General features: G+C 56.8%; 15 protein-coding genes. 4 read left to right on the top strand and 11 right to left on the bottom strand.

Annotated elements, in window-relative coordinates:
• Positions 1–83: 83 nt before the first annotated feature.
• Complete coding sequence (chrA, locus tag WG219_20320; GenBank protein WXL25614.1) at positions 84–1424, top strand: chromate efflux transporter; 1341 nt, start codon at positions 84–86, stop codon at positions 1422–1424.
• A 632-nt stretch (positions 1425–2056) separates the two neighbouring features.
• Here the strand turns inward: chrA and WG219_20315 are convergent.
• From WG219_20315 to WG219_20285, 7 genes are all read right to left on the bottom strand, one after another.
• Positions 2057–3409 (bottom strand): glutamine synthetase family protein, encoded by a 1353-nt coding sequence (locus WG219_20315; GenBank protein ID WXL25613.1) that lies wholly within the window; start codon positions 3407–3409, stop codon positions 2057–2059.
• A gap of 26 nt (positions 3410–3435) precedes the next feature.
• On the bottom strand, positions 3436–3993 hold the full coding sequence (locus WG219_20310) for a cupin domain-containing protein (protein WXL25612.1): 558 nt from the start codon (positions 3991–3993) through the stop codon (positions 3436–3438).
• 13 nt (positions 3994–4006) lie between these two features.
• Positions 4007–5296, bottom strand: coding sequence for an FAD-binding oxidoreductase (locus WG219_20305; protein ID WXL25611.1), 1290 nt, complete (start codon positions 5294–5296; stop codon positions 4007–4009).
• A gap of 76 nt (positions 5297–5372) precedes the next feature.
• Positions 5373–7022: a diguanylate cyclase gene (locus WG219_20300; GenBank protein ID WXL25610.1), complete on the bottom strand. Its 1650-nt coding sequence runs from the start codon at positions 7020–7022 to the stop codon at positions 5373–5375.
• Positions 7015–7401, bottom strand: coding sequence for a response regulator (locus WG219_20295; protein WXL25609.1), 387 nt, complete (start codon positions 7399–7401; stop codon positions 7015–7017). Before WG219_20295 ends, WG219_20300 begins: the two co-directional genes overlap by 8 nt.
• Positions 7394–11875, bottom strand: a complete 4482-nt coding sequence (locus tag WG219_20290) for a PAS domain S-box protein (GenBank protein ID WXL25608.1) — start codon at positions 11873–11875, stop codon at positions 7394–7396. The genes WG219_20295 and WG219_20290 overlap by 8 nt, the downstream gene beginning before the upstream one ends.
• 40 nt (positions 11876–11915) lie before the next feature.
• Positions 11916–14195: an EAL domain-containing protein gene (locus tag WG219_20285; protein ID WXL25607.1), complete on the bottom strand. Its 2280-nt coding sequence runs from the start codon at positions 14193–14195 to the stop codon at positions 11916–11918.
• 172 nt (positions 14196–14367) lie between these two features.
• Between WG219_20285 and desA the strand changes: the two genes are divergently transcribed.
• The 3 genes from desA (at position 14368) to WG219_20270 (ending at position 18714) form a co-directional block, all read left to right on the top strand.
• Entirely contained in the window at positions 14368–15555 is a 1188-nt protein-coding gene (gene desA, locus WG219_20280) for a delta-9 fatty acid desaturase DesA (protein ID WXL25606.1), read from the top strand.
• Between the two features lie 136 nt (positions 15556–15691).
• Positions 15692–17419: a sulfate permease gene (gene sulP, locus WG219_20275; GenBank protein WXL25605.1), complete on the top strand. Its 1728-nt coding sequence runs from the start codon at positions 15692–15694 to the stop codon at positions 17417–17419.
• 305 nt (positions 17420–17724) lie between these two features.
• Positions 17725–18714, top strand: a complete 990-nt coding sequence (locus tag WG219_20270) for a cytochrome-c peroxidase (GenBank protein WXL25604.1) — start codon at positions 17725–17727, stop codon at positions 18712–18714.
• A gap of 48 nt (positions 18715–18762) precedes the next feature.
• Here the strand turns inward: WG219_20270 and aguA are convergent, their stop codons facing one another.
• The 4 genes from aguA to gshA all read right to left on the bottom strand — a co-directional run bounded on the left by aguA (position 18763) and on the right by gshA (position 22958).
• Positions 18763–19863 carry an agmatine deiminase gene (gene aguA / locus WG219_20265; protein WXL25603.1) on the bottom strand — a complete coding sequence of 367 codons (1101 nt, stop codon included), beginning with the start codon at positions 19861–19863 and terminating at the stop codon, positions 18763–18765.
• 57 nt (positions 19864–19920) lie between these two features.
• A complete protein-coding gene (gene aguB / locus WG219_20260) occupies positions 19921–20802 on the bottom strand; it encodes an N-carbamoylputrescine amidase (protein WXL25602.1) in 882 nt (293 codons plus the stop codon).
• 238 nt (positions 20803–21040) lie between these two features.
• Complete coding sequence (locus WG219_20255; protein ID WXL25601.1) at positions 21041–21244, bottom strand: ribosome modulation factor; 204 nt, start codon at positions 21242–21244, stop codon at positions 21041–21043.
• Between the two features lie 133 nt (positions 21245–21377).
• Positions 21378–22958, bottom strand: coding sequence for a glutamate--cysteine ligase (gshA, locus tag WG219_20250; GenBank protein WXL25600.1), 1581 nt, complete (start codon positions 22956–22958; stop codon positions 21378–21380).
• Between the last annotated feature and the right edge of the window lie 138 nt (positions 22959–23096).

Raw genomic sequence — 23096 nt, 5'->3', positions numbered from 1 at the left:
GAAAACGGCGTGAAATCATGAGTGGGCACAGCATTAAATTGTCATGGCCGGTCGTGTAGCTTAAAGGATTTATCGGGTGGTCGATGAGTGATTCTGTTGAGGGAAATCAGCCTGCACCCGTCAGTCTGATCAGTGCCTTTTGGTTTTGGTTGAAGTTGGGTTTCATCAGCTTCGGCGGCCCGGCGGGGCAGATCGCGATCATGCACCAGGAGTTGGTGGAGAAGCGCCGCTGGCTGTCTGAACGGCGCTTCCTGCATGCCCTGAACTATTGCATGTTGCTGCCTGGGCCTGAGGCGCAACAACTCTCCATATACATTGGCTGGTTGATGCACCGAACCTGGGGCGGGGTTATAGCTGGGGTTCTTTTTGTACTGCCCTCGCTTTTTATTTTGATTGCGTTGAGCTGGTTGTACATCGCCTATGGTGATGTGCCGCTGGTCGCTGGGATTTTTTACGGAATCAAACCGGCGGTCACTGCGATCGTGTTGCAGGCCGCTTGGCGTATTGGCTCCCGTGCCTTGAAAAACAACTGGTTGTGGGGGATTGCAGGCGCATCGTTTGTGGCGATTTTCGCGCTCAAGGTGCCGTTTCCGATGATTGTGTTGGGGGCTGCGATCTTGGGCTATCTTGGGGGGCGTTTGCTGCCGGAAAAATTCAGTTTAGGCGGCGGTCATGCGGATGCGGGCCGGGACTATGGTTCGCCCTTGCTGGATGATCAGCACCTGCCCGAGCACACCCGTTTCCGTTGGTCGCGTCTAGTGCTTTTGCTGTTGGTGGGGGCTTTGCTCTGGTGCCTGCCGATGGGGCTGTTGAGCTGGTTGTACGGCTGGAGCGGAACGTTCACGCAAATGGCTTGGTTTTTCACAAAGGCGGCGCTGCTGACCTTTGGCGGTGCCTATGCGGTGTTGCCGTATTTGTATCAGGGCGCGATCGACCACTACGGGTGGTTGACCCCTCGCCAGATGATCGATGGCTTGGCGTTGGGGGAGACCACGCCGGGGCCGCTGATTATGGTGGTGGCGTTTGTCGGTTTTATCGGGGCGTATGTGCATCCGGTGTTGGGCGACTCTGGGTTTGTCAGCGGTGCAGTGGCAGCCACGCTGGTGACGTGGTTTACCTTTTTGCCTTCATTCCTGTTCATTTTGGCCGGTGGGCCGCTGGTCGAGTCGACTCGTGGGCAACTGCGTTTTACCGCGCCACTGACTGGGATTACGGCGGCGGTGGTGGGGGTGGTCGTCAACTTGGCGCTGTTCTTTGCCTACCACGTGCTGTGGCCGGAAGGATTTACTGGTGTGTTTGACTGGCCGGCAGCGGTGATTGCAGTGGCTGCTGCGTTGGCGCTGTTCCGTTTTAAACGTGGCGTGATGGAGGTGCTGCTGGTGTCGGCGCTGGCAGGGTTGGTGGTGTATTTGTTGAGGGTTTGACTTGGGGCGCTCGACCATGCGCCCTACAAAAAGTGTGACCGCCTGAGACATGCGCTCAAGTAGGGCTAGTGAGTCGTCAGGTGGAGTAATCAACACGGGTATGCGTGCATTTCATTATTGGTAGACGCCTGTGGCAACGGGTTTCGCCCTTCCCGGGCGAGTACCTTTTGTCGCGACAAAAGGCACCAAAAACGCTCGCCCCGGCATGCGGCCCTACGCTTTGCTCCGGGTTCGTGGCCAGAATCACCGTTCCAGAGGCCCGCTGCGAAGGTCCATCCTTGGCCCATCGTATCTTTCGCGGCATCCATGCCGCTCAACCTCTTCCACGGCACTTCTGACCACCCTCCTGAAGGGGCAAAAGGCGTCGCTCTCACGCAGGGTGAACAATTGGGGTTTAAACGGATAGTACAGGCGCCCGTAAGGTGGCGTGCCCGTCTTGGCCGGGTCCTGTTTCAGGCGTGGGCTGACGGAGGTGACAATGTTTGGGCAGCGGGTTTGGCTGGGGAAGAGCCGGTGGATGGCTTCGACCATCCACCCTACAAAAAGCATGAACTATGTTAGTTGCGTGGGTATGTAGGGTGGATTAGCCGTAAAACGGCGTAATCCACCATTGCTTGTAAGCAGGGCAGTTACTACATAAACCAGCGGTATTCCCGGGCGCTGACTTCGTCCATAAAGGCCAGGTGGTCGTGGTGTTTGTTCTCGCAATAGACCATCACGAACTCGTCTCCCAGCCCTTGTTTCACCTGTGGATGGTCGCGCATGGCTGCGACGGCGCTGAGCATGTCTTTGGGGAAGTCGATGCCACTGCTGCGGTCTTCGTTGAGCGGGGCGATGGGCTCTTTGCCTGCATCCAAGCCGTGTTCCATTCCGGTCAAGATTGCAGCCAGTACCAGGTACGGGTTGGCGTCGGCTCCGGCCAAGCGGTGTTCGATGCGCAGGTTGCGGCCATCTGACTCGGGAATGCGGATGCATGCATCACGGTCTTCGAAGCCCCAGCTGGCGCGACTGGCTGCGTTCACCATGGCGCCGTAACGGCGGAAGGCGTTGTGGCTGGCGGCGAAGATCGGCATGCAATGCGGCAACAGGTCCAGGCAACCGGCTACGGCATGGCGCAGTGGGCGCTGGTTGTCGGCGGCAAGCAGGTTGTTGCCGTCGTTGTCATAAAGGCTGACGTGAACGTGCATACCGCTGCCTGGTGCATTCAGGTAGGGCTTGCTCATAAAGCTGGCGCGTAGTCCGTGCTTGAGCGCCGTGCCTCGGGTGCTGCGGCAGAACAGGGCGGCCCAGTCGGCGGCGCGCAGGCCGTCGTCGCAATGGCCAAAGTTGATTTCGAACTGGCCAGGGCCTAGTTCGGCGGTGATGACGTTGGCGTCGATGCCTTGGGCCTGGGCGGACTCGACAATGTCGTGAAGCACGTTAGAGAAACGTGACAGCCGCTCGATGTGCATGTTCGGCTGGTCGTCTTCGTCATCACAAAGCGGGTCGCGTGGGAACTGTGGCAGGCCATCTTTGAGCTTGCGGTCGAACAGGTAAAACTCCAGTTCGAAGGCGACCACGGGGCGAATGCCGCGTTTGGCTAGACGATTCAGTACGCGGGCCAGCACTTCACGTGGGTCGAATTCGATCGGTGCCGCCGTGCCGTCGGAGCTCATCAGCATCTGTCCAAGCGGCTGATCCTCCCAGGTCACGGGTTTGAGTGTGCCGGGGATCAGGCGGCGCGGTGCATCGGGGTCGCCGTCGTTAAAGCAGTAGTCGCCAATCGGATGTAGCCCGCCCTGAACACCAAGCAGGACGCAGTTTTGCGGGACCTTCAGGGGGCTCCCCGCGGCCACTTTTTCGAGCATTTCGATGGGGTAGCGCTTGCCGTAGAAATGGCCGGGAATGTCCAGGCTGATCAGGTCAACGTAGCGCACGTCAGGGTGCGCCGCGCGAAAGGCTTGTACTTCGTCGAGCAGGCTGGAGAACGATGTTGTTATTGTCATACGTACTTCTTCCTGCGCGTGGTGGGTTAGCAGAATACCCAGAGCACGCGCGTCGGTTTATCGGTTAGGTTGGCGTAGCGAAATCTTGCGTAGGGCGGCAGTTGGAAGCTGTCGTTGGGGCCTAGGGTGACAGGCTCTTCGGCGTCGTCGAGCCAAATACTCAGCTGGCCTTCCAGGACAAAACCGCCTTGTTCGTCGCGGTCTTTTAGGTGGCCGTCACCGCTGCTGGCTCCGGGAGCCAGGTAGCTGTCGAGCATGGAAAAACCACCGGAAATACTCGGCGAGGCCAGTACGTCGGTAATGCCGCCTGCGTAGTACAGCGTGCGGCGTTCATCCGGGCGGGTGACCCAGCGTACGTCACGGGGTTTGCTCAGGCTGTAGAAGTAGGTGGTCGGCACGCCCAGGGCTTCACTGATGGCTGTCAGGTCAGCCACCGTGGGTTGGGACAGGCCACGCTCCACTTGGGAGAGAAAGCCGACCGAGCGTTCGATCTTGGCTGCCAGCTCGCCCAAGGTGAGGTTTTTGTGTTTGCGCAGGTCGCGAATGAGTATCGCGAGGCCTTCTACTTCTTCCTGTTCGGTCATGGTTGCTCCGCTGTCAGATCACGTCGCGCAGTCTATACCAGGCTTTGCCGACTGCTTCGATCGGTGCTGCGAGCAGGTCGCCGCCTGGGAAGCGTGGGTTTGGCAGGCGCTCATACAGCTTGAGCAATTCGTCGTCGCCCAGAATGGCGTCGCTGATGGCCTTGGCCGCTGCCAACGTTGGCAATACGCCATGGCCAGAGAAACCTTGCAGCCAATACTTTTGACCGCTGCGGCCGAGATGCGGAGTGCGGTACATGGTGCAGTCGATATGGCCGCCCCAGCCATAGTCGATCTGCACGCCTTTGAGCTGCGGGAAAACACGTTCCAGATAGGGCCGGGTAGCCGCTGGCACATCTTTAGGAATACCGCCGAGGTAAGTGCAGCCACCGCCGAACAGCAGGCGGTTGTCAGGGGTGACGCGGTAGTAATCCGGTACAAACTGGGTGTCGATGCTGCAGGTGCCTTTTGGGAATAGGGATTGCGCCAGTTCCGGGTCCAATGGCGCGGTCGCGACCTGATAGGAGCCGACTGGCAGCAGGCGTTTGGCCAGGTCGCGGTCGAGGCGGTCGACATAGGCGTTGCAGGCCATGACCAGTACATCGCAGGTAATTTCACCCTCGGCGCAGCGTACGCGGTATCCGTTGCCGTGCTCCTGCCAATCAAGGGCTTTAGATTGTTCGAAGATCTGGCCGCCAGCGGCTTCCAGTGCATTGGCCAGGCCGTGTGCCAGTTTCAGTGGGTTCAGGTGTGCAGCACCGGCATCGTGAACGGCGCCCAAGTAGCGCGGGCTGGCAATCCACTGTGGCAGCTCTTCTTTGGGAATGAAGCTCAGTTGCTGATAGTCGTATTTTTGCGTGGCTTCTTCGATGCTTTCTTGCAGCAGGCGCACACGACGTGGAAGGACGGCGCAGTATATGGCCCCGGTGCGGTAGTCGATGTCGAAACCATGGCGTTCAGGCAGCTCGCGCATTTCGTTGGCGGCCCAGATCATGCTGTCCCAGAGCTGGCGGGCACCTTCTAAGCCCAGCGCTTTCTCGAATGGCGGCATGTCGCAAGACCAGCCTGGCAGCGCTTGTCCGCCATTACGCCCGGACGCAGCCCACGCCAGGCGGCTGGCTTCGACCAACGCAACTTTTTTACCGGCTAAGGCCAGGCGCAATGCTGTGTGCAGGCCGCTGAAACCGCCACCGATAATCAGGACATCGCAGTGCAGGCTTTGTTGCAGGCGCGGGCGCAGCGGTATCTGGCCAGGAAAAGTGCCTGCGTAGTAGGTGCCGATATGCTGAGCGGACTGCTTGAACATAGTTGCCTCATGAAATTATTTATTATTAATTTCATGAAAATATACGCTTAATTTTTCACAAGGCAAGGCTAAGTGTTCAGCAGACTCTATTCCTGCCGCTGTTTTTGGCTTGATAAAGGGCTTTATCGGCGCGGTCTAGTAGTTCGCTGGGCTCGGCCACACCTTGTTCAGTTGAGCAAATACCGGCGCTGAGGGTGACTGAAAAATGCTGCTCGGCGGCGGTGAACTGTAGCTCGGCAAAGCGTTGTCGGATCTCGTCAATAACCAGCCGTGCCTGCTCAGCATTGCAATCAGGCAGAACCACCAGAAACTCTTCTCCACCGTAACGGCCGAGGCTGTCGATACGGCGCAGACGCTGGCGAAGGAGGTTGGCCAACGCACGGATGACGTTATCGCCCGCTGCATGGCCATAGGTATCGTTGACCTTCTTGAAGAAGTCGATATCGAGCATGGCCACACTGGCGGGTTTGCCTGAGCGGTGGGCGCGTTCTTGCTCCAGGGCGACTTGCTCTTTGATATCCGCGTGCTTAAGCAAACCGGTCAGGCTGTCGCGGGACAGGGCGTTACTGAGTAAGCGGGCTCGCTGTGCGCGGGAGAATACGGCGGCAACCAAGGCGTTATCTGAGATCGGCTTGCTGAGGAAATCATCTCCCGCTTTGATCAGGGCATTCATTTGGCGACTGATGTCAGTTTCGGCTGAGAGGTAAACGATTGGCACCCGCAACCAGTCATCATCCAGGCGGATGATTTGCGCCAGCTCGGGCCCAGTACAGCCCGGCATGCTGACGTCGAGGAGGATGACCTCGGGGTTGAAGCTGCTCATGGTGGCGAAAATCTGCTCGGGCTCATGGAGCATTTCCACACGCATGTTGGCGTCACGGAGAATCAGGCTGTAGCGTGAGGCCAGTTCGCGGTCATCATCAATGATCAAAACCCGGTAAGGCTCACCCTGCTGTTGCGAGAAGCAACGTTCTAGGCGGTTCTCCAGCTGCGGAATATCCACCGGCTTGCGGAAAAAGCCCATGGCACCGACCCGTACCGCGGCCAAGTGCGTGGCGAAGTCATCCTGCGTGGTAATCACCAGCAGCGGCAGGGGTTCATCCTGGCGTTGTTGGAGCGTGGCTGCATATTGCAGGCCTGTGATGGGTTCGTTGGGCAGGTTGATATCGACGATCAGGGCGTCTGGCGGTTGTTCATTCAGCGCTTCATCTAATTTGTCGATGGTGAAGAAGTGCTTGGCCTGATAACCGAAGCTATTGAGCGTAAGGCACATGCTTTCGCCGATTTCACGCTGGTCTTCGAGGATGTAGATGCGCCGTGCACTGGTGTCCCGTGGCGTTTTGTTGGCCTGGCTGACAATACTCTGGTTGCCCTCGGGCTTGTATTGCCTGGAGGTCATTTCAATCAGACTAAGGCTGAATTCGTGCAACGTGTTGCCGTCAGTGCGTAAGGATTGCAGCCAGCGGTCAGCCTTCTTCTCGAGCTCGCGGGCATGTTCGCCCAAGGTGATAAAACCAAAGGTACCGGCGCTGCCAGCGAGTTTATGCAGCTGGTCGCGAACACTCAGCAGGTATTCGTATTGCTGCTTGGGGTCATTGCAGTGCAGCAAGCGCTCGCCTAAGTTGCCAATAGCGGGTAACTCTTGTGCCACGCGCCGGGCAAAACTGTCGTTGAGCTGTTGCAGGCGCTGTTGCAGATCCACCTCTGTGGCGGGGGAGTTACTCATGGCTCTGACTCCAGATTTGTCGTACTTGTGCAGCCAACTGCATAGGGTCGAACGGTTTAATAATGACGTCGCGAGCACCTAAGCTGCGGTAGTGCGCTACTTCTGCAGGCTGAACCTTGGCGGTCATGAAGGCTACCGGGACTTTATTGATGTCCAGCATTTGGGTGATGTGCGACAGCGTTTGCGGCCCATCCATGCCCGGCATCATGACGTCGAGCAGAATGAAGTCAGGCGCAAACGCTGGAAGTTGCTCAAGGGCTTGCTGGCCGTTGGAGCAGGTCAGAACCTCAAATCCACCCACAGCCTCTAACGCCAGGCGGGCGATAGCCTGGATGGAAGGGTCGTCTTCAACATGGAGGATGCGATTTAGCTCAGGCATGGTTGAGTCCCTCTGGAGAGGTATTACCCGCAACCACTTGCTCCGGTTTATAAATAGTCAGTTCAAACCAGAACGTGGTGCCTTGACCAAGTGTGGATTCGAAGCCGATTTCTCCGCCCATGCGCTCGATGATCTCTTTACAAATGGCCAGCCCCAGACCTGTACCGCCTTTGGCGCGTGTATCGGTGGCATCCGCTTGAGAGAATTTGCTGAATATACGCGCCCGGAATTTTTCCGGAATGCCCTCGCCATGGTCGCGAACGCTGATCCGCACCCGATTGCCTCGCTGCTCTGCACTCACTTCGACGACGTGTTGTCGAGGGGAAAATTTGGCCGCATTGGACAGCAGGTTGGCCATGACTTGTCCCAGTCGCAGTTTATCGGCCATGACCTGCGTTTCACTGACGGGAGGCAACAAGTTAATCCTTACCTGCAAGGCCTGAGCATAGGGTTGGTTGTGTTCCACGGCCTGTTCCAGCAATGACCACAACCGGTGGGGCTGTAGCTTGAACTCCATTTTTCCTGCGACAAGTTTTTCCATATCCAGCAGGTCATTGATCAGCAGATTCAGACGCTGACTATTCTCATGAGCGATTTGCAGCATTTGCTGCATCTGCTGTGGCACGTTACCCAATGCACCACCCAAGATCAGCCCCAGTGAGCCGCTAATGGCGGTTAGCGGCGTACGAAGTTCGTGACTAACGGTAGAAACGAATTCGTTCTTCATGCGCTCAATGCGTTTGCGTTCTTCGATGTCGCGAATCACCGCAATGAAGCGGCGTGAACCTTGGTGGCTGACTTGTGAGATCGCCAGTTCTACAGGGAAGGTTTCGCCATTGCTACGTAGTGCCGTCAGCTCGATCTCTTTGCCGAGAATCTGCCTGATGCCTTTATGTAGATACAGATTGAGATAACGTGGCTTTAAGGTGCGCTCAGAGTCCGCTATTAGCATCGTGATGCGGTGCCCGGAGACCTCTAGGTGTGTGTAACCAAAGATGCGTTCAGCGGCGTGGTTGAAGCTTTCAATGTAACCCTGTTTATCGAAGGTAATAATTGCGTCCAGCACGTTATCGAGCAATGTGCGCAAGTAGTCTTCCCGTTCACGAATGGCCATTTCAGCGGCAATACGCTCGCTGAAATCCTGGATCTGTGCCACGAAATACAGCGGCTGGTTGCTGGAGTCGCGGACAAGTGAAGCGCTGACCAGCACCCAGATGATGCGGCCCTGGCTGTCGATATAGCGCTTCTCGTGCTGGATCGTGTCGACGCGATCGTTGAGCAGGTCGTCAATGTCCTGCAAGTCGGTGTTTAGGTCGTCAGGGTGGGTGACGCTTTGGAAGTTGGTACTGAGCAGGTACTCACGGCTGTAACCGAGCATGTTACACAGCGCATCGTTCACCTCCAGCCAATTTCCGTCCAGAGTCCCCAACGCCATGCCTTGTGGCGCGGTGTTAAAGGCAGTGCTGAAGCGCTGCTGGCTGATCTTGAGCTGGTCCTCGACCATTTTTTGGTCACTGATATCCCAGATGAAACCTGAGATCCACAACAGTTCACCTCGGCTGTTGTATTCGCCGCGGCCCTTCTCACGGACCCACACGTCATGCCCATCAGCATGAGTAATGCGATAGGTCAGCTCAAAGGACTCTTCGCGTTCTAATGCCAGCTTTGCACTGAGTGTTAGTTCACGGTCATCAGGGTGGACAGTCTCGGCGAAGCTGCGTTTGCGGTTATGGATGAAGTCAGCCGCAGGGAACCCACTGATAGCGGCAATCTCTTCGCTCAGATAGCTCATTGTCCAGAACTCATCATTGCGGCAGCGGTACACGGCTCCAGGGAGGTTGGAGACCAACCCTCTGAAACGGTTTTCACTTTTTTGCAGTGCCAGCGTAGTTTGGTGCAGTTTGTTGATGTCACTGGCAATACCCAAGTAACCGCTGACTTTGCCGGTGCTGTCATGCATGACGCTAACGGTCAGGTTGACGATGCGTTGCTCGCCATTCTTGCGCACGTATGTCCATTGTCGGGTTTCGGGCTCACTGCCGGTGGGTGTCAGGCTGAATACCTGGAAACCGGAAACTTCTCTGTTGTATTGGCTGCTGAGCAGGGTCGCACGTGTGCTGATTTCTTGCGGCAGGTGGAACAGCAGCGGTGTGTGTTTGCCGATGACTTCTGCACTGCGATAGCCCAGTAAGCGTTCAGCGCCTGAATTGAACAGGGTAATCAGGCCATTTACGTCTGTGGTGATGATGCTGGTGCCGGTGGAAGAGTCCAGTACGGTTTGCAGGAACAGACGTGCTTCGCGGGTTTGTTCTTCATGCAGCTGACGTTCCAGTGTTGCACTGACCCAGCGCCCGAACAGTCGAAGGAACTCTTCGTCGATCTCATCAAAAACAACGGCACGCGGAGCGTGCGCGGCAAAACACAAGGTGCCGAACTGTTTTCCGGCAACCCAGAGATTGGTGCCTATAAAGCTTTCAAAACCCTGTAGTGGATAGGCCGGATGGTGCGCGTATGGGCTTTTACCCATGTGAGTGATGCTCAGTACGTCCTCATGCTGCACGACCATACTGCAGTAAGTGTCACACAGCGGGAGTACTTGGCCTTCGTAGAGACTTTGGTCGTTGCACGTTTGGGCGAGGATGGTCAGCTGGTCAGCTGTCATCTGAGTAATAAGGCCGGTAGGCATGCCATAGAAGGTTGCGGCCAGCTCAAGGGCTTGCCCTAGTGACTGGTGGCTGTTCATTTTCGGCAATGCAGCCACTTCATTGAGAACCCGTAGGGCTGCTTGCTGGCGCTGTAATCGCAGCTGTGCCTGCTCACGTTGTTGGTCTCTGCGCAAGGCATCCAGCAGCTGTCCGAGGGTCGCTAGCAACGGTTTCAGGCGTTCTGCAAAGTCGACCGGATAACCGCATGAACGGTTGGCTAAGGCCAGCATGCCGACCAGTTCTCCGTTGGTATGAATCGGCAATCCGGCAAAGCTCTTCAGCGGCGGATGGCCATCTGGCACGCCAGAGCGGTGAGGGTGTTTCTCCGGGGCATTGGTGATTAAGGGCAAACCATTGCGGATGACCTGCCCAAACAGGCTGTATTGGTTGCGGAATTCCAGACCCTGCTCAGCGGCCTGCTTATATTCTGGCGGGACGGCATCCTGCCAACTGCTGAGGTTGATGGCGAACGTGCGCATAAAGGGGGCGCCACGTTCGTCGTGGAGAATTTCTCCGATCAATCCAAACTGGCTATCAGTGAACTGGAGAATGCTCTGCAACAAGGCCGTAAAGGCTTCTTTCTGGTTTTCAGCGCTGATATAGGCAGCCTGAGCCTGTGCCATGATGGCCAGCAAATGGCGAGCTTCTTCACTCTGCTGATGCTTGACGCGCAGTTCGTCGTTATGTGTGCGCATCAGCGTACGCGTACTGTTGCGGGTGGCCAGCAACAGCAGAATCAGTAACAGTTCTGTCGCCGCCCAAGCGAACAGCCACTTGGCGATGACCCGGTGCAGGCCCGTTGTGTGCTGGTCATTGAGCGTGGTGATATCGCGCCAAATCAGTGCTACGACATTGTTGTCTTGATCAGAGACAGAGATGCGGTGGTCCTTCAGGGGAAGCTGGTTGAGCAAGTAGGTACGTTTACTTTCCTGAAGTACGCTGTAGGTTGTCCCGGCGTCGGGGCCCGGAAGTAGGCGTTCCTTGTGCCAGTGCTGAATTTGCGGTTGTTCGAAGCCTTCAAGGTTCCAGTAGTCATTGTCAGTGCCCAGCCCACGTAAGGTTTCCCCGCTGTCATAGGCCTTTAGCGTACTTTGCTTATAGAGCAAAGCGATCCCTTGGTCCGAGTCCGTATTCAACATGTTAAGGCCCGGCAACATGTCGATGCTGACTTCCAGCGCGCCCACAGTCGAAAGTGCATCGCCGTCGTCGACATGCAAGGGTACTAATGCCCTGATGCTTAATCCGTTGGGGGAAACGGCCAGCCCGCTGCTGGGAACCGACTTGTTCAAAACCTCTTGAAGCATGGTGCGCTGTGCGATGGGGTAATCGCCAAACCACTTGGGTTCGTGCACACGCAGCAGAACTTCGGAGCTGGGAGCTAGGTGTAAAAACAGGCTGAAGGGCTGGGTTTCTTGGAGTTTGCGCCAGCGCGGCGCCAGACGACTGTAGAGCTGCTGGCGTATGGCGCTCAGGTTTTGACTGTCGCCTTTCTTGGAAAGCTGTAACGCATGGGCTTGATTAACCAGCTCTACAACCTGTGTATCCGACGCGAGCGTTTCGGCCAACAGCTTGGCCTTCTGTTGCAGTTCTTGTTGGTCGCTGCGCAGAGCCGCAGTGTGTAACTGGTGCTGGCGTTCAAGTTGCAGGTGCCAAAGGTTGTCGCGTTCGTTCAGGGCAATCGCACCCAGCACCGTGAACAGGATTGCAAGGCCTAGGCTTCCTAGACCAGTAATCCAGTATATGGTGCGAGGTTTGCTGCCCGCACTCATGAGTGATGGGCCTGAACGGGTAGGTGCGTGTGCATGGCGGTTATTCGCTGGGTTTTGTTGGTGCGCAGCTCAACTGTTCTGCCGGTTGTGGACGTGCGAAGTAGTAGCCTTGGGCATGGTCGCAGCCGAGGCGAATCAACATATCCACTTGGTCTTCATTCTCGACGCCTTCAGCCAGCACATTGAGCCCCATACTGTGGCCCAAGGCAATGACGGCGCGGGCGATGGCTACGTCGTCATGATCCTTAGGCAGGCCGGCAACAAAGCTCTGATCCAGCTTTAGTTTGTGCACGGGCAGGCGTTTGAGGCGAGCCAGAGAGCTGTAGCCAGTACCGAAGTCGTCGATGGCCAGGCGCAGTCCAAGGTCGCGCAGGGTCTGCAGCTGTACCTGTGCCGCATTGGGGTTGATCATGATCGCGCTTTCGGTGACCTCCAGCTCGAGGTGAGCTGGGTTGAGGCCCGTCTCTTTAAGTACCTGAGCAACCCGCTGATCCAGTCCGCCCCGAGTGAACAGTCGGCTTGAAATGTTCACTGCAATAAAATCAAGGGTATAACCTGACTCCTGCCAGGCGACCATTTGCTGACAGCTCTGAACCAGAACCCAATCATCAATCGCGGCGATGAGGCCGATCTCTTCGGCTACCGGAATGAACTCTCCCGGTGGAACCAGCCCGCGAACCGGGTGTTGCCAGCGAACAAGTGCTTCCACGCCAATCATCTTCCGAGTGCTCAAGCACAGCAGCGGTTGGTAGAAAACACGCAGTTCGTTGTGATCAATGGCATGGCGCAAGGCACTGGCTATTTCTACACGCTGGCGCGCTAGTTCAGTCAGCTCTTGCGTGTAAAAAGCATAGTTTTCACGGCCGGCGTTTTTGGCTTTGAACAAGGCAGAGTCAGCATTACGCAGGATTTGGCTGGCATCACTGACGTCATCGGGGTACAGGCCGATGCCGAGGCTGGCGGTGATGAACAGCTCATGGCCGTTTATCTCAAAGGGCTGCTTCAGGCAGTTCAATAGATGCTGGGCCATGACAGCCGCTTGTTCGGTGTTGTTGCAGTTTTCGTAGAGCACGCCGAACTCATCCCCTCCCAGTCTGGCAAGGGTCATGCGGTCATTCAGGTTTTGGCTCAGGCGTTCGCCCACGGCTCTGAGCAGCAGGTCGCCAGTGGTATGGTCCAGGCTTTCGTTGATGTGCTTGAAGTGATCAAGGTCAATCAGCAGTACCGCACCGCGAAGTTGTTCTGACACCGCGCGATCCAGGGCGTGCTCGACACGTTCGGTAAACAGCAGGCGATTGGGCAGGTTGCTCAGCGGGTCATGGTGGGCCAGATAGTCCAATTCACGCTGTGAGCGTTTGAGGGCGCTGATGTCAGAGAACACTGCAACGTAGTGGGTGATCTCGCCATGAGGATCGCGGATTGCGCGAATGCTCTGCCATTGAGGATAAATCTCGCCACTTTTACGGCGGTTCCAGATTTCGCCACTCCAGGTGCCATGCTCTGCCACACACTTCCAGATGTTGCTGTAGAACGTGCGGTCATGGCGCCCAGATTTGAGCAGGCCCGGCGATTTACCGACGATTTCGTCGAGGGTGTAACCGGTGATGCGGACGAAGGCAGGGTTGCAGTGAACGATTAACTTATCTGCACCCGTAACCAATACACCCTCTTGGGTGACGTTATAGACGGCGGCAGCGGTACGAAGGTCTTCTTCATCCTGGCGACGTTGGGTGATGTCGCTGGCTGTACCTGTCAGGTGTTCTGGCTGCTGGTTGTTATCCAGAATCAAGCGTCCGCGGAAATGGATCAGACGGTAGCTGCCATCGGTGTGCAGCATCCTGTGACTGTATTCGTACGGTTGCGTGTCCCGCGTTTGCAGGCGCTCTCGAAAGTTTCGTTCAAAAGTGGCTTTTTCATCCGGGTGCAGACGATCCAGCCAGAAGTTTGGCGGCGTTTCCGGCGGTATGTGAGAAAGTCCGAGCATGGCCGCCAGGCTAGGTGAGCAATACACCTTGTCGCTGGACATATCCCAGTCCCACATTGCATCTTTTGCTGCTTCTAATGCTTGGAGCAAACGCTTCTCACTGCGTTTGACAGCTTCTCCCGCTATGCAATATTGGCGTTGGTGAGCACGTAATACGATGTACAGCAGCAATGCTGTGACCAGTACAAACCCATGACCCTTCAGACGTTGGGCCAACTCGGTTTCTGCCGGTGAGAGCTGCAGAGCTGAAAGCAGTCCGTCGCTAAAAAACACCCAACTACTGGCGATCACGATGTAGCTCAGGATCAGACGCCAGGCACTGAACGATAAGTTCATGGATGGTGATCTTTGGTTTTATAAATATGGTGGCAAAGTATAGAGATTGTGATGCATAACATCACCTAAATGTGTGCCGGTTACTGATTTTTTGTTATTGCTATTGGATAATGTTAAACGGTATGCGCGCAAAAAGCTGGCATATCCTCCTATGTAATGAGGCTTCTCCTCCATGTGGCATAACGGTTTACTTTACCTGTCGATCTGGCAACTGGTGGTTGTCACTTTGGTGATGACACACATCACCATCGTCAGTGTAACGGTGTATCTGCACCGCTATTCAGCGCATCGTGCGCTGGAACTTCACCCCGCACTTAAGCATTTCTTCCGTTTCTGGCTGTGGCTGACCACCGCCCAGAACACCCGTGAGTGGACCGCCGTCCACCGTAAGCACCACGCCAAATGTGAAACGGTCGATGACCCGCACAGCCCGGTGGTTAAAGGTCTGAGCACAGTGCTGCGTAAAGGCGCAGAGCTGTACCGCGAAGAGGCGAAAAACGAGGACACCCTGCGCATCTATGGCAAGAACTGCCCGGATGACTGGGTCGAGCGTAATGTTTATTCGCGTTTCCCAATCGCAGGCGTAACGCTGATGGCAGTGATTGATCTGCTGCTGTTTGGTGCACTGGGCATCACCGTTTGGGCGATCCAGATGATGTGGATTCCAGTCTGGGCTGCTGGTGTCATCAATGGCCTTGGCCACGCTGTCGGCTACCGCAATTTTGAGTGCCGTGATGCAGCGACCAATCTGGTGCCGTGGGGCATCCTGATTGGCGGTGAAGAACTGCACAACAATCATCACACCTATCCGAACTCCGCCAAGCTCTCTGTGCGCAAATGGGAGTTCGACATGGGCTGGTTCTGGATCAAACTGTTCAGTTTCTTCGGTTTGGCCAAGGTACAGCGGGTTGCGCCGATCGCGCACCGTGTTGAAGGTAAGCGTCACTTGGATATGGACACTGCGATGGCCATCCTCAATAACCGCTTCCAGATCATGGCTCAGTACCGCAAGTTGGTGATTGCGCCATTGGTTAAGCAAGAGCTGGCTAAGGCTGATGCGTCTGTGCGTCATCACTTCCACCGAGCCAAGCGCTTACTGTCCCGTGAGCCAAGCCTGTTGCACGAAGGCCACCATGCTCGCATCCAGCGCATTCTGGAGCAGAGCCAGGCGCTTAAGGTCATCTACGAAAAGCGTTTGGCGTTGCAGCAAATCTGGGCCAAGACCAGTGCCAATGGCCACGACATGCTTGAAGCCATCAAGCATTGGGTCAGCGATGCAGAGGCCAGCGGCATTCACTCCCTTAAAGAGTTTGCTGAGCAGCTCAAAACCTACTCGCTGCGTCCTACTGCTGCAGTTTAATGCGGTGAGTTATCGAGCAAGCCCGCCTTATGGCGGGCTTTGTTTTTATGGCCTGAGAATGGCCGCATAGATTGAAGCTGCCCGCGGCACAGGCCAAGATGTAACAGATATTCACCTGTAAGCCGGGATTTGCTGAATGTTTGCCAAATGGCCGTTGCTGACGACCTTGCGCGGGTATGACCGCGACCAAGCTGGGCGAGACATGCTGGCCGCCGTGCTGGTGTGTCTGATGCTGGTGCCGCAGGCGCTGGCGTATGCGCAACTGGCTGGCCTGCCTGCTGTGACTGGATTTTACGCAAGCATGCTGCCCCTGCTGGTGTATGCCTTGATTGGCGGCAGTCCAGGGGTGGCTTTGTCGTTTGGGCCGGTAGCCGTGCTCTCACTGATGACGGCTGCTGCGTTAGCTCCTCTCGCAGAGCCCGGCACTGCCGCATATCTGGTGGCTGCAACCAGCTTGACCCTTATGGTGGGTATTCTGTTGCTGGCCATGGGCATACTGCGCTTGGGCTTTATCGCCAACTTCCTTAGCCATCCGGTGATCTCGGGTTTTGTCAGCGGCGCGGCAATACTCATTGCGGCCAGCCAGTTTAAGTACCTGCTGGGCGTGTCTGTCAGCGGTCTGACCCTGCTCGACGTGCTTCCTGCGTTGTATCGGCAACTGCCAGAGATCCACCTGCCCACCCTGGTGCTCTCGGCTGTCAGCCTTGGTCTGTTGCTGGTACTGCGGAATTTGCAGTGGTTCGGGCTTAAAAAATCGCTGGTTCAGCGTGTCCGCCAATTTGCCGCTTTGATTTTGATGATGCTGGCAATGGGCTTTGGGGCTTTTTTGAAACTGGAGCAACAGGGTGTCGTGGTTGTGGGGCAAGTTGTGACAGGCTTGCCGGGCTTCAGCTTGCCTAGCCTTGACCCAGGACTGCTGCGTGAATTGCTGCCGGCGGCGGTCCTGATCGCCTTAGTCGGGTTTGTTGAGTCCATCTCGATTGCCCAGAGCTTGGCTATGCGCAAACGGCAATCGATTGATCCTGATCTGGAAGTGGTCGGGCAGGGTGCAGCCAACATCGCCTCGGCCTTTAGTGGGGGCATGCCGGTGGCGGCCAGCTTCTCCCGCTCGGGACTGGCGTTGCAGCAAAACGTGGCGACCCCACTGGTGGGCGCGTTTGCCGCAGCCTTGATGTTGGCCGCCGTGTTGGGATTAGCACCCATGCTGGAACATCTGCCGCAGGCCGTGCTGGCGGTGACCATCGTGGTGTCGGTCGTAGGCCTGATCGATATCGCAAGTTTGCGCCGGACCTGGCGCTATTCTCGGCAGGAAGGCGCTGCGCAGTTAGCGACCATTCTCGGTGTGCTGCTGCATGGCATGGAAACCGGGATTCTATTGGGTGTTGGGCTCTCGCTGGTGCTGTTTCTGTGGCGCACCAGCCGACCACACATGGCCGTTGTGGGGCAGGTGCCCGGTACCGAACACTTCAGAAACGTTGAGCGTTACGAGGTGGTCGAGAGCTCAACGGTGCTGTCGGTTCGGGTGGATGAAAGCCTCTATTTTCCCAATGCCCGTTACCTTGAGGAGCGTATTGGGGCGCTGGTTTCAACCCGGCCTCAGATCCGCCATCTGGTTTTAATGTGTTCTGGTGTTAACCAGATTGATGCCAGTGCTGTAGATGCACTGGACGCCATCAGCGGGCGGCTGCTCAGTGCGGGTATCCAACTGCACCTGGCGGAAGTGAAGGGGCCGGTGATGGATCGTCTGCAGCGCTCAGACTTTTTACAAAACTTTGGCGGCCAAGTATTTGTCAGCCAGTACAAGGCACTGTGCACCCTTGACCCGTTGTTCGCCGAATCGGCAATCCACCATCACTACGGCTGATGGGATTCGGGCGCGTGGCAATGGCTTTCAAGGCGATTCAGCTATTGGCGGGCCATTACGCGGTGAGTAATTTTGTAAGATTGTTTGTCATGAAATATTCAGAGGTTGGCGACTGAATCAGTCTGTAGGCAAGGCCCTGCGCGCGTTGTGGAGATTTGACGCTAGCCCGTCTAAATCGCGCGTCTCACGCCATCGGTAAAACTCAGTGGCAAGTGTTGATATGGGTCAATGCGGTGATGGCTATCGGCCTTCATGGTCGGGTTAAGATAGTTACGCAAGCCAATACAACAACTGAGGAGATACCTATGCGCACCCTGAGCCTGATGGCCGGTTTGTGCCTGAGTGCCGGAGCTTGGGCCGCTGTTCCCGCCAGCGAGCCAGTCCAGCCAATTGCACCTGCTGAAATCACTGACCCGGCCAAAGTGGAACTCGGCAAGCAGCTGTTCTTTGATCCGCGCCTGTCCCGTTCGGGCTTCATTTCCTGTAACTCCTGCCACAACCTGTCCATGGGCGGCAGTGACAACCTGCCGACCTCTATTGGTCACAACTGGCAGGAAGGTCCGATCAACTCGCCAACCGTACTGAACTCCAGCCTCAACCTGGCGCAGTTCTGGGATGGTCGTGCGGCTGACCTGAAAGAGCAGGCCGCAGGCCCGATCGCCAACCCGAAAGAGATGGCTTTCACCCACATCCTGGCCATCGACGTACTGCGTTCTATTCCGCAATACCGCGAGTCCTTTAAAAAGGTCTACAAGGTTGATGAGATCACCCTTGATGCAGTAACCGACGCCATCGCCGAGTTTGAAAAGACCCTGGTCACGCCAAACTCCCGCTTCGACAAATGGCTCAAAGGCGACAAGAACGCCATCACCAAGACTGAGCAGGAAGGTTACGACCTGTTCAAATCCATCGGCTGCGTGGCTTGCCACAATGGTCCGGCACTGGGCGGCAACTCCTTCCAGAAAATGGGTCTGGTTGAGCCGTACAAAACCGAGAACCCGGCTGAAGGTGTTGCTGGCCTGACCGGCAAAGACGCTGACCGCTTCAAGTTCAAAGTGCCGACCCTGCGTAACGTTGAGCTGACCTACCCCTACTTCCACGACGGCGCGTACTGGAAGCTGGAAGACTCGGTTGACGTCATGGCACGCCTGCAACTGGGCCGTAAGCTGAGCGACGACGAAATCGGCAAAATCACCGCTTTCCTGAAAACCCTGACCGGTGATCAGCCAAGCTTCGCCCTGCCGATCCTGCCGCCGTCCACTGCCAGCACTCCGATTCCGAAGCCTTTCGAGTAATCGGTAGCGCAATAAAAAACGCCCGGCATTTGCCGGGCGTTTTGTTTATCACTTCTGCGGTGCAGGTTGCTGCTGGGTAATGCAGTGGATATTGCCACCGCCCAACAGAATCTCCCGTCCCGGCACCATGACCACGCGGTGCTCGGGGAAGATGCGCTCGAGGATGGCGCGGGCTTCTTCGTCTTTCGGGTCGTCGAAGCAAGGGGCGATGATGCCGCCGTTGACGATCAGGAAGTTGACGTAGGACCCCGCCAGGCGGATCGACGGATCGCGCTCTTGTGTGCCGTCGACCATATCAACGCCTGCGCATTCTTCTGCGGTGGCGTGGAGCGGGCCGGGGATTGGCATTTTGTGTACGACCAGTTTGCGGCCTTTTGCGTCACGCACGGTTTCAAGCACCTGCATGGCGGCTTGGCAGCGTGGGTAGTTCGGGTCGTTCTGATCATCAGTCCAGGCCAGCAGAACTTCACCGGGGCGCACGTAGCAGCAGAAGTTATCCACATGGCCGTCGGTTTCGTCGTTGTACAGGCCCTCCGGCAGCCAGATCACAGTGTCGATGCTCAGGTGATCGCGCAGGACTGCTTCGATCTCTTCGCGGGACAGGTGCGGGTTGCGGTTGGCGTTGAGCAGGCATTCTTCGGTGGTGATCAGGGTGCCTTCGCCGTCGACGTGAATCGAGCCGCCTTCGAGGACGAAGCCTTCGGTGCGATAGCGTTTGCAGTGCTCGATCTCGAGAATCTTGCGTGCCACTTGGTCGTCACGCAGCCATGGCCAGTACAGGCCGCCGTTAAAACCGCCCCAGGCGTTGAAGCCCCAATCCACGCCGCGTACTTCGCCTTGGTTGTTGGTGACGAAAGTCGGGCCGGTGTCGCGCACCCAGGCGTCGTCGGTGGTGATTTCCACCACGCGGATGTTGGCGTGATCCAGGCGGGCGCGGGCGTTTTCATACTGGGCCGCCGAGGCACAGATGGTCACTGGCTCGAATTCGGCGATGGCTTTGGCCACGGCAGTAAAAGCGGCCTGTGCGGGCTTGCCGCCGTTGCGCCAGTTGTCCGGGCGCTCAGGCCAGACCATCCAGGTTTGGCTGTGGGGTTCCCATTCCGCTGGCATGCGGAAACCGTCGGCGCGGGGTGTGCTGCTGAGTGTCATGGTTTTTCCTGCCTATTAAGCGAGAAGGCTGCTTAAAGCAGCCTTCCATAAACGGGATTATTCGCTGGCCAGTTTGCCGTCGAGGGTCAGTACCGGGCCGTACAGGTTCGGGCGACGGTCACGGAACGAGCCCCAGGCACTGCGGATGTGCTCCAGCTGATCGAGGTCGAAGCTGTGCACGAGGATGCCTTCTTCGGTCTCATTCAGCTCTTCGACTTTCTCGCCGAACTGGTTGGCAATGAAAGAGGAACCGTAGAAGTTGATGTGGTAGCCGTCCTGGTCTTCACGACCAATGCGGTTGCTGGCCACCAGCGGCATCAGGTTGGCACCGGCGTGGCCTTGCTGTACGCGCTGCCAGTGATCGCGGGAGCTGATAGTCGGGTCATGTGGCTCGCTGCCGATGGCAGTCGGGTAGAAAAGGATTTCTGCACCGAGCAGGGCCATGCTGCGGGCGCATTCCGGGAACCACTGATCCCAGCAGATGCCCACGCCGATCTTCGCGTAGCGGGTGTTCCACACTTTGAAGCCGGTATCGCCCGGGTTGAAGTAGTACTTCTCGTGGTAGCCAGGGCCGTCCGGGATGTGGCTTTTCCGATAAATCCCGAGGTTGGTACCGTCCGCGTCGATGATGGCGATGCTGTTGAAGCGGGCACGGCCAGCCAGCTCAAAGAAGCTGATCGGCAGAACGACTTGCAGCTCTTTAGCGATTTTCTGGAAGTGCAGGATGGCCGGGTTGCTTTCAACCGGGGTGGCCAGCTGCATGTAGTCCGGGTTCGGCTTCTGGCAGAAGTACGGGGTTTCGAACAGCTCTTGAATCAGGATGATCTGGGCGCCTTTGGCCGCTGCCTGGCGTACCAGTTTCTCGGCGTTGGCGATATTCGCAGCGGTATCCCAGGAACAGGCCATTTGGGTGGCGGCGACAGTAACGTTACGGGTCATGTTTGGCACCTCAGGAGCGGTCGGGTTGTCGGGGCACACTAGCAGAGTCCGGTGAACATGCGGTTGCACGCAGGCATCTGTGAGCGTATGGACTATTTATATCCGATAAAAATCGGCTTTTAAAGTGTATTAATGCCATTTTTTGAAAAAATATTGGATATTTATCGAATAAAAATCGATATTTTGAGGCGAGAGGAAATACAGCGCAGGCGCTGTGGGCAGTACGAGGGGGGAGGAGTTAGGCGCTGAAGCGTTTGTGCAGTTCGAACTGCTCGTTGCCGTCATCCCAACCGGCTTCCCAAGCGGCCAGAAGAACATCGGCTTGGAGTTCCGCGTTGCGCGGCTGTTTGGCGTGGCCTGTGAGGCCGGCCATGTACCCTTGTTGGTAGGCTTTATCGAGGCTTTCCAGGCTCAACTTCTGTGAGTGCTCATCAAAAGACATGTTGGCAATCTCTAGGGGTACGTTAATCCTATATTAAACTGTTTTTGCCGCTATTAATTGCCATTGATACTGAAAATCCAACCCTTAGTGAGGGGGCTCCGGCGGCTTACAACCGCCGGGCCCTCATCAGGAGTCAGACAGCGAGCGCCAGGATGCTGGCTTGATAGGCGGCAACGAAGTTGTCGAAATCGCCCTGCTCGGTTGCTTCCAGCTCAGCCTGTTCCTGAATGGATTGGCTGACGCTGCTCTCGAAACGGGCAGCTTGCTCGGCAGTCAGAGGTTGGTTGCGGAAGTACTCGGCATGCAACTGGCTCTGCTTGAGGGCGAACTCGGTGAACGTTTGGCCCTTTTGTAAGGCTGCCAGCACTTGTGCGGAGGGTGTCAGGCTGCTGTCGGCGACCTTTGCCAGTTGTGCATTCAGGGCTTCGATGTGGGCGTGATCGCCGTTGCTGCGGTCCAGAACTTCTGCCAGTGGGCGAATGTTCTCCAATAGCTCTTCAGCCCAACTTTGCAGAGTGACCTGCTCGCCGTTGCGTTGCAGATGCAGGCCTGGGCGACGACCTTCTTTGACGACTTTAAGGAAGTTGCTGCTGCACTGACCGCACTCGCCGTTTTGCAGCAGCGGGCTTTCCTCGAATGCGCAGTAGAGCAGGAAGGCATCGAGGAATCGGGCTTCGGTCAGATCAATCCCCAGCGGCAGGAATGGGTTAATGTCCAGGCAGCGTACCTCAACATATTGCACTCCGCGGGCCACCAGGGCCTGGATCGGCCGCTCGCCGCTGTAAGTGACGCGCTTGGGACGAATGCTTGAGTAGTACTCGTTTTCGATTTGCAGAATATTGGTGTTCAGCTGCTGCCATTCACCGTCTTTTTTCGTGCCAGCGGCCACGTATTCCGGGTAGGGCGTGGCAACGGCCTGACGCAGGCTGTCGGTGTAGCTGGCCAGATCGTTGTAGCAAGGGGTCAGCCCGCTCTGGGCAGAGCTTTGATAGCCCAGGTCGCTCATGCGCAGGCTTGTGGCGTAAGGCAGGTAGAGGGTTTCAGCATCCAGCTCCTGCAATTGGTGAGGGCGACCGCGCATAAAGCCTTTATGAAGGGCTGGCGAGGCACCGAACAGGTACATCAGCAGCCAGCTGTAGCGGCGGAAATTGCGGATCAGGGCGATGTAGCGCGACGACTGATAGTCGCGTGCATTGCGGGTGTTGCCTTCCGCCTGTTGTTGCAGGGACCACAGCGCCTCCGGTACGGAGAAGTTGTAGTGGATGCCTGCAATACACTGCATGGTTTTGCCGTAACGCAGGGCCAGGCCTTTGCGGTAGACATATTTCAGCTCGCCAATGTGGGAGCTGCCATAGCGGGCGATAGGGATGGTGTCTTCGTCTGGCAGCTCGCAGGGCATGGACGGGCTCCACAGCAGTTCGCCATCCAGTTTGGAGTAGACGAATCGGTGGATCTGATCCAGGTCTGACAGGGTGTCTGCCGGATTCGCTTCTGCCGGGGTGATGAACTCCAGCAGCGATTCGGAATAGTCCGTAGTGATCTGCGGATGGGTCAGCGCTGAACCCAGTGGCTGCGGGTGAGGCGTCAGTGCCAGTTGGCCGTTGCCGTCAACGCGCAGGCATTCGCGTTCGATGCCGTGCAGGCATTGGGAAAGCAGGGTGAGGTTGGCGCGCTCGCCAAGCTGGTGCAGGCGGCGGGATAACAAGTCGCTCAAGTTTGCATTCCTTAACACGCATCGGTCGCCGGGATATGGGGGTAACGACTGCGCTCTACAAGGGCCAATAGGAAACTTCCTACCAGATTAATGCAGTTTTCAATCCGAATGCATCATCAACGGTAGAAACAGGCGCCC

The organism is Pseudomonas mendocina, from assembly GCA_037482215.1.
Taxonomy (GTDB): Bacteria; Pseudomonadota; Gammaproteobacteria; order Pseudomonadales; family Pseudomonadaceae; genus Aquipseudomonas; species Aquipseudomonas mendocina_E.
This window is presented reverse-complemented; position numbering and strand designations above follow the sequence as displayed.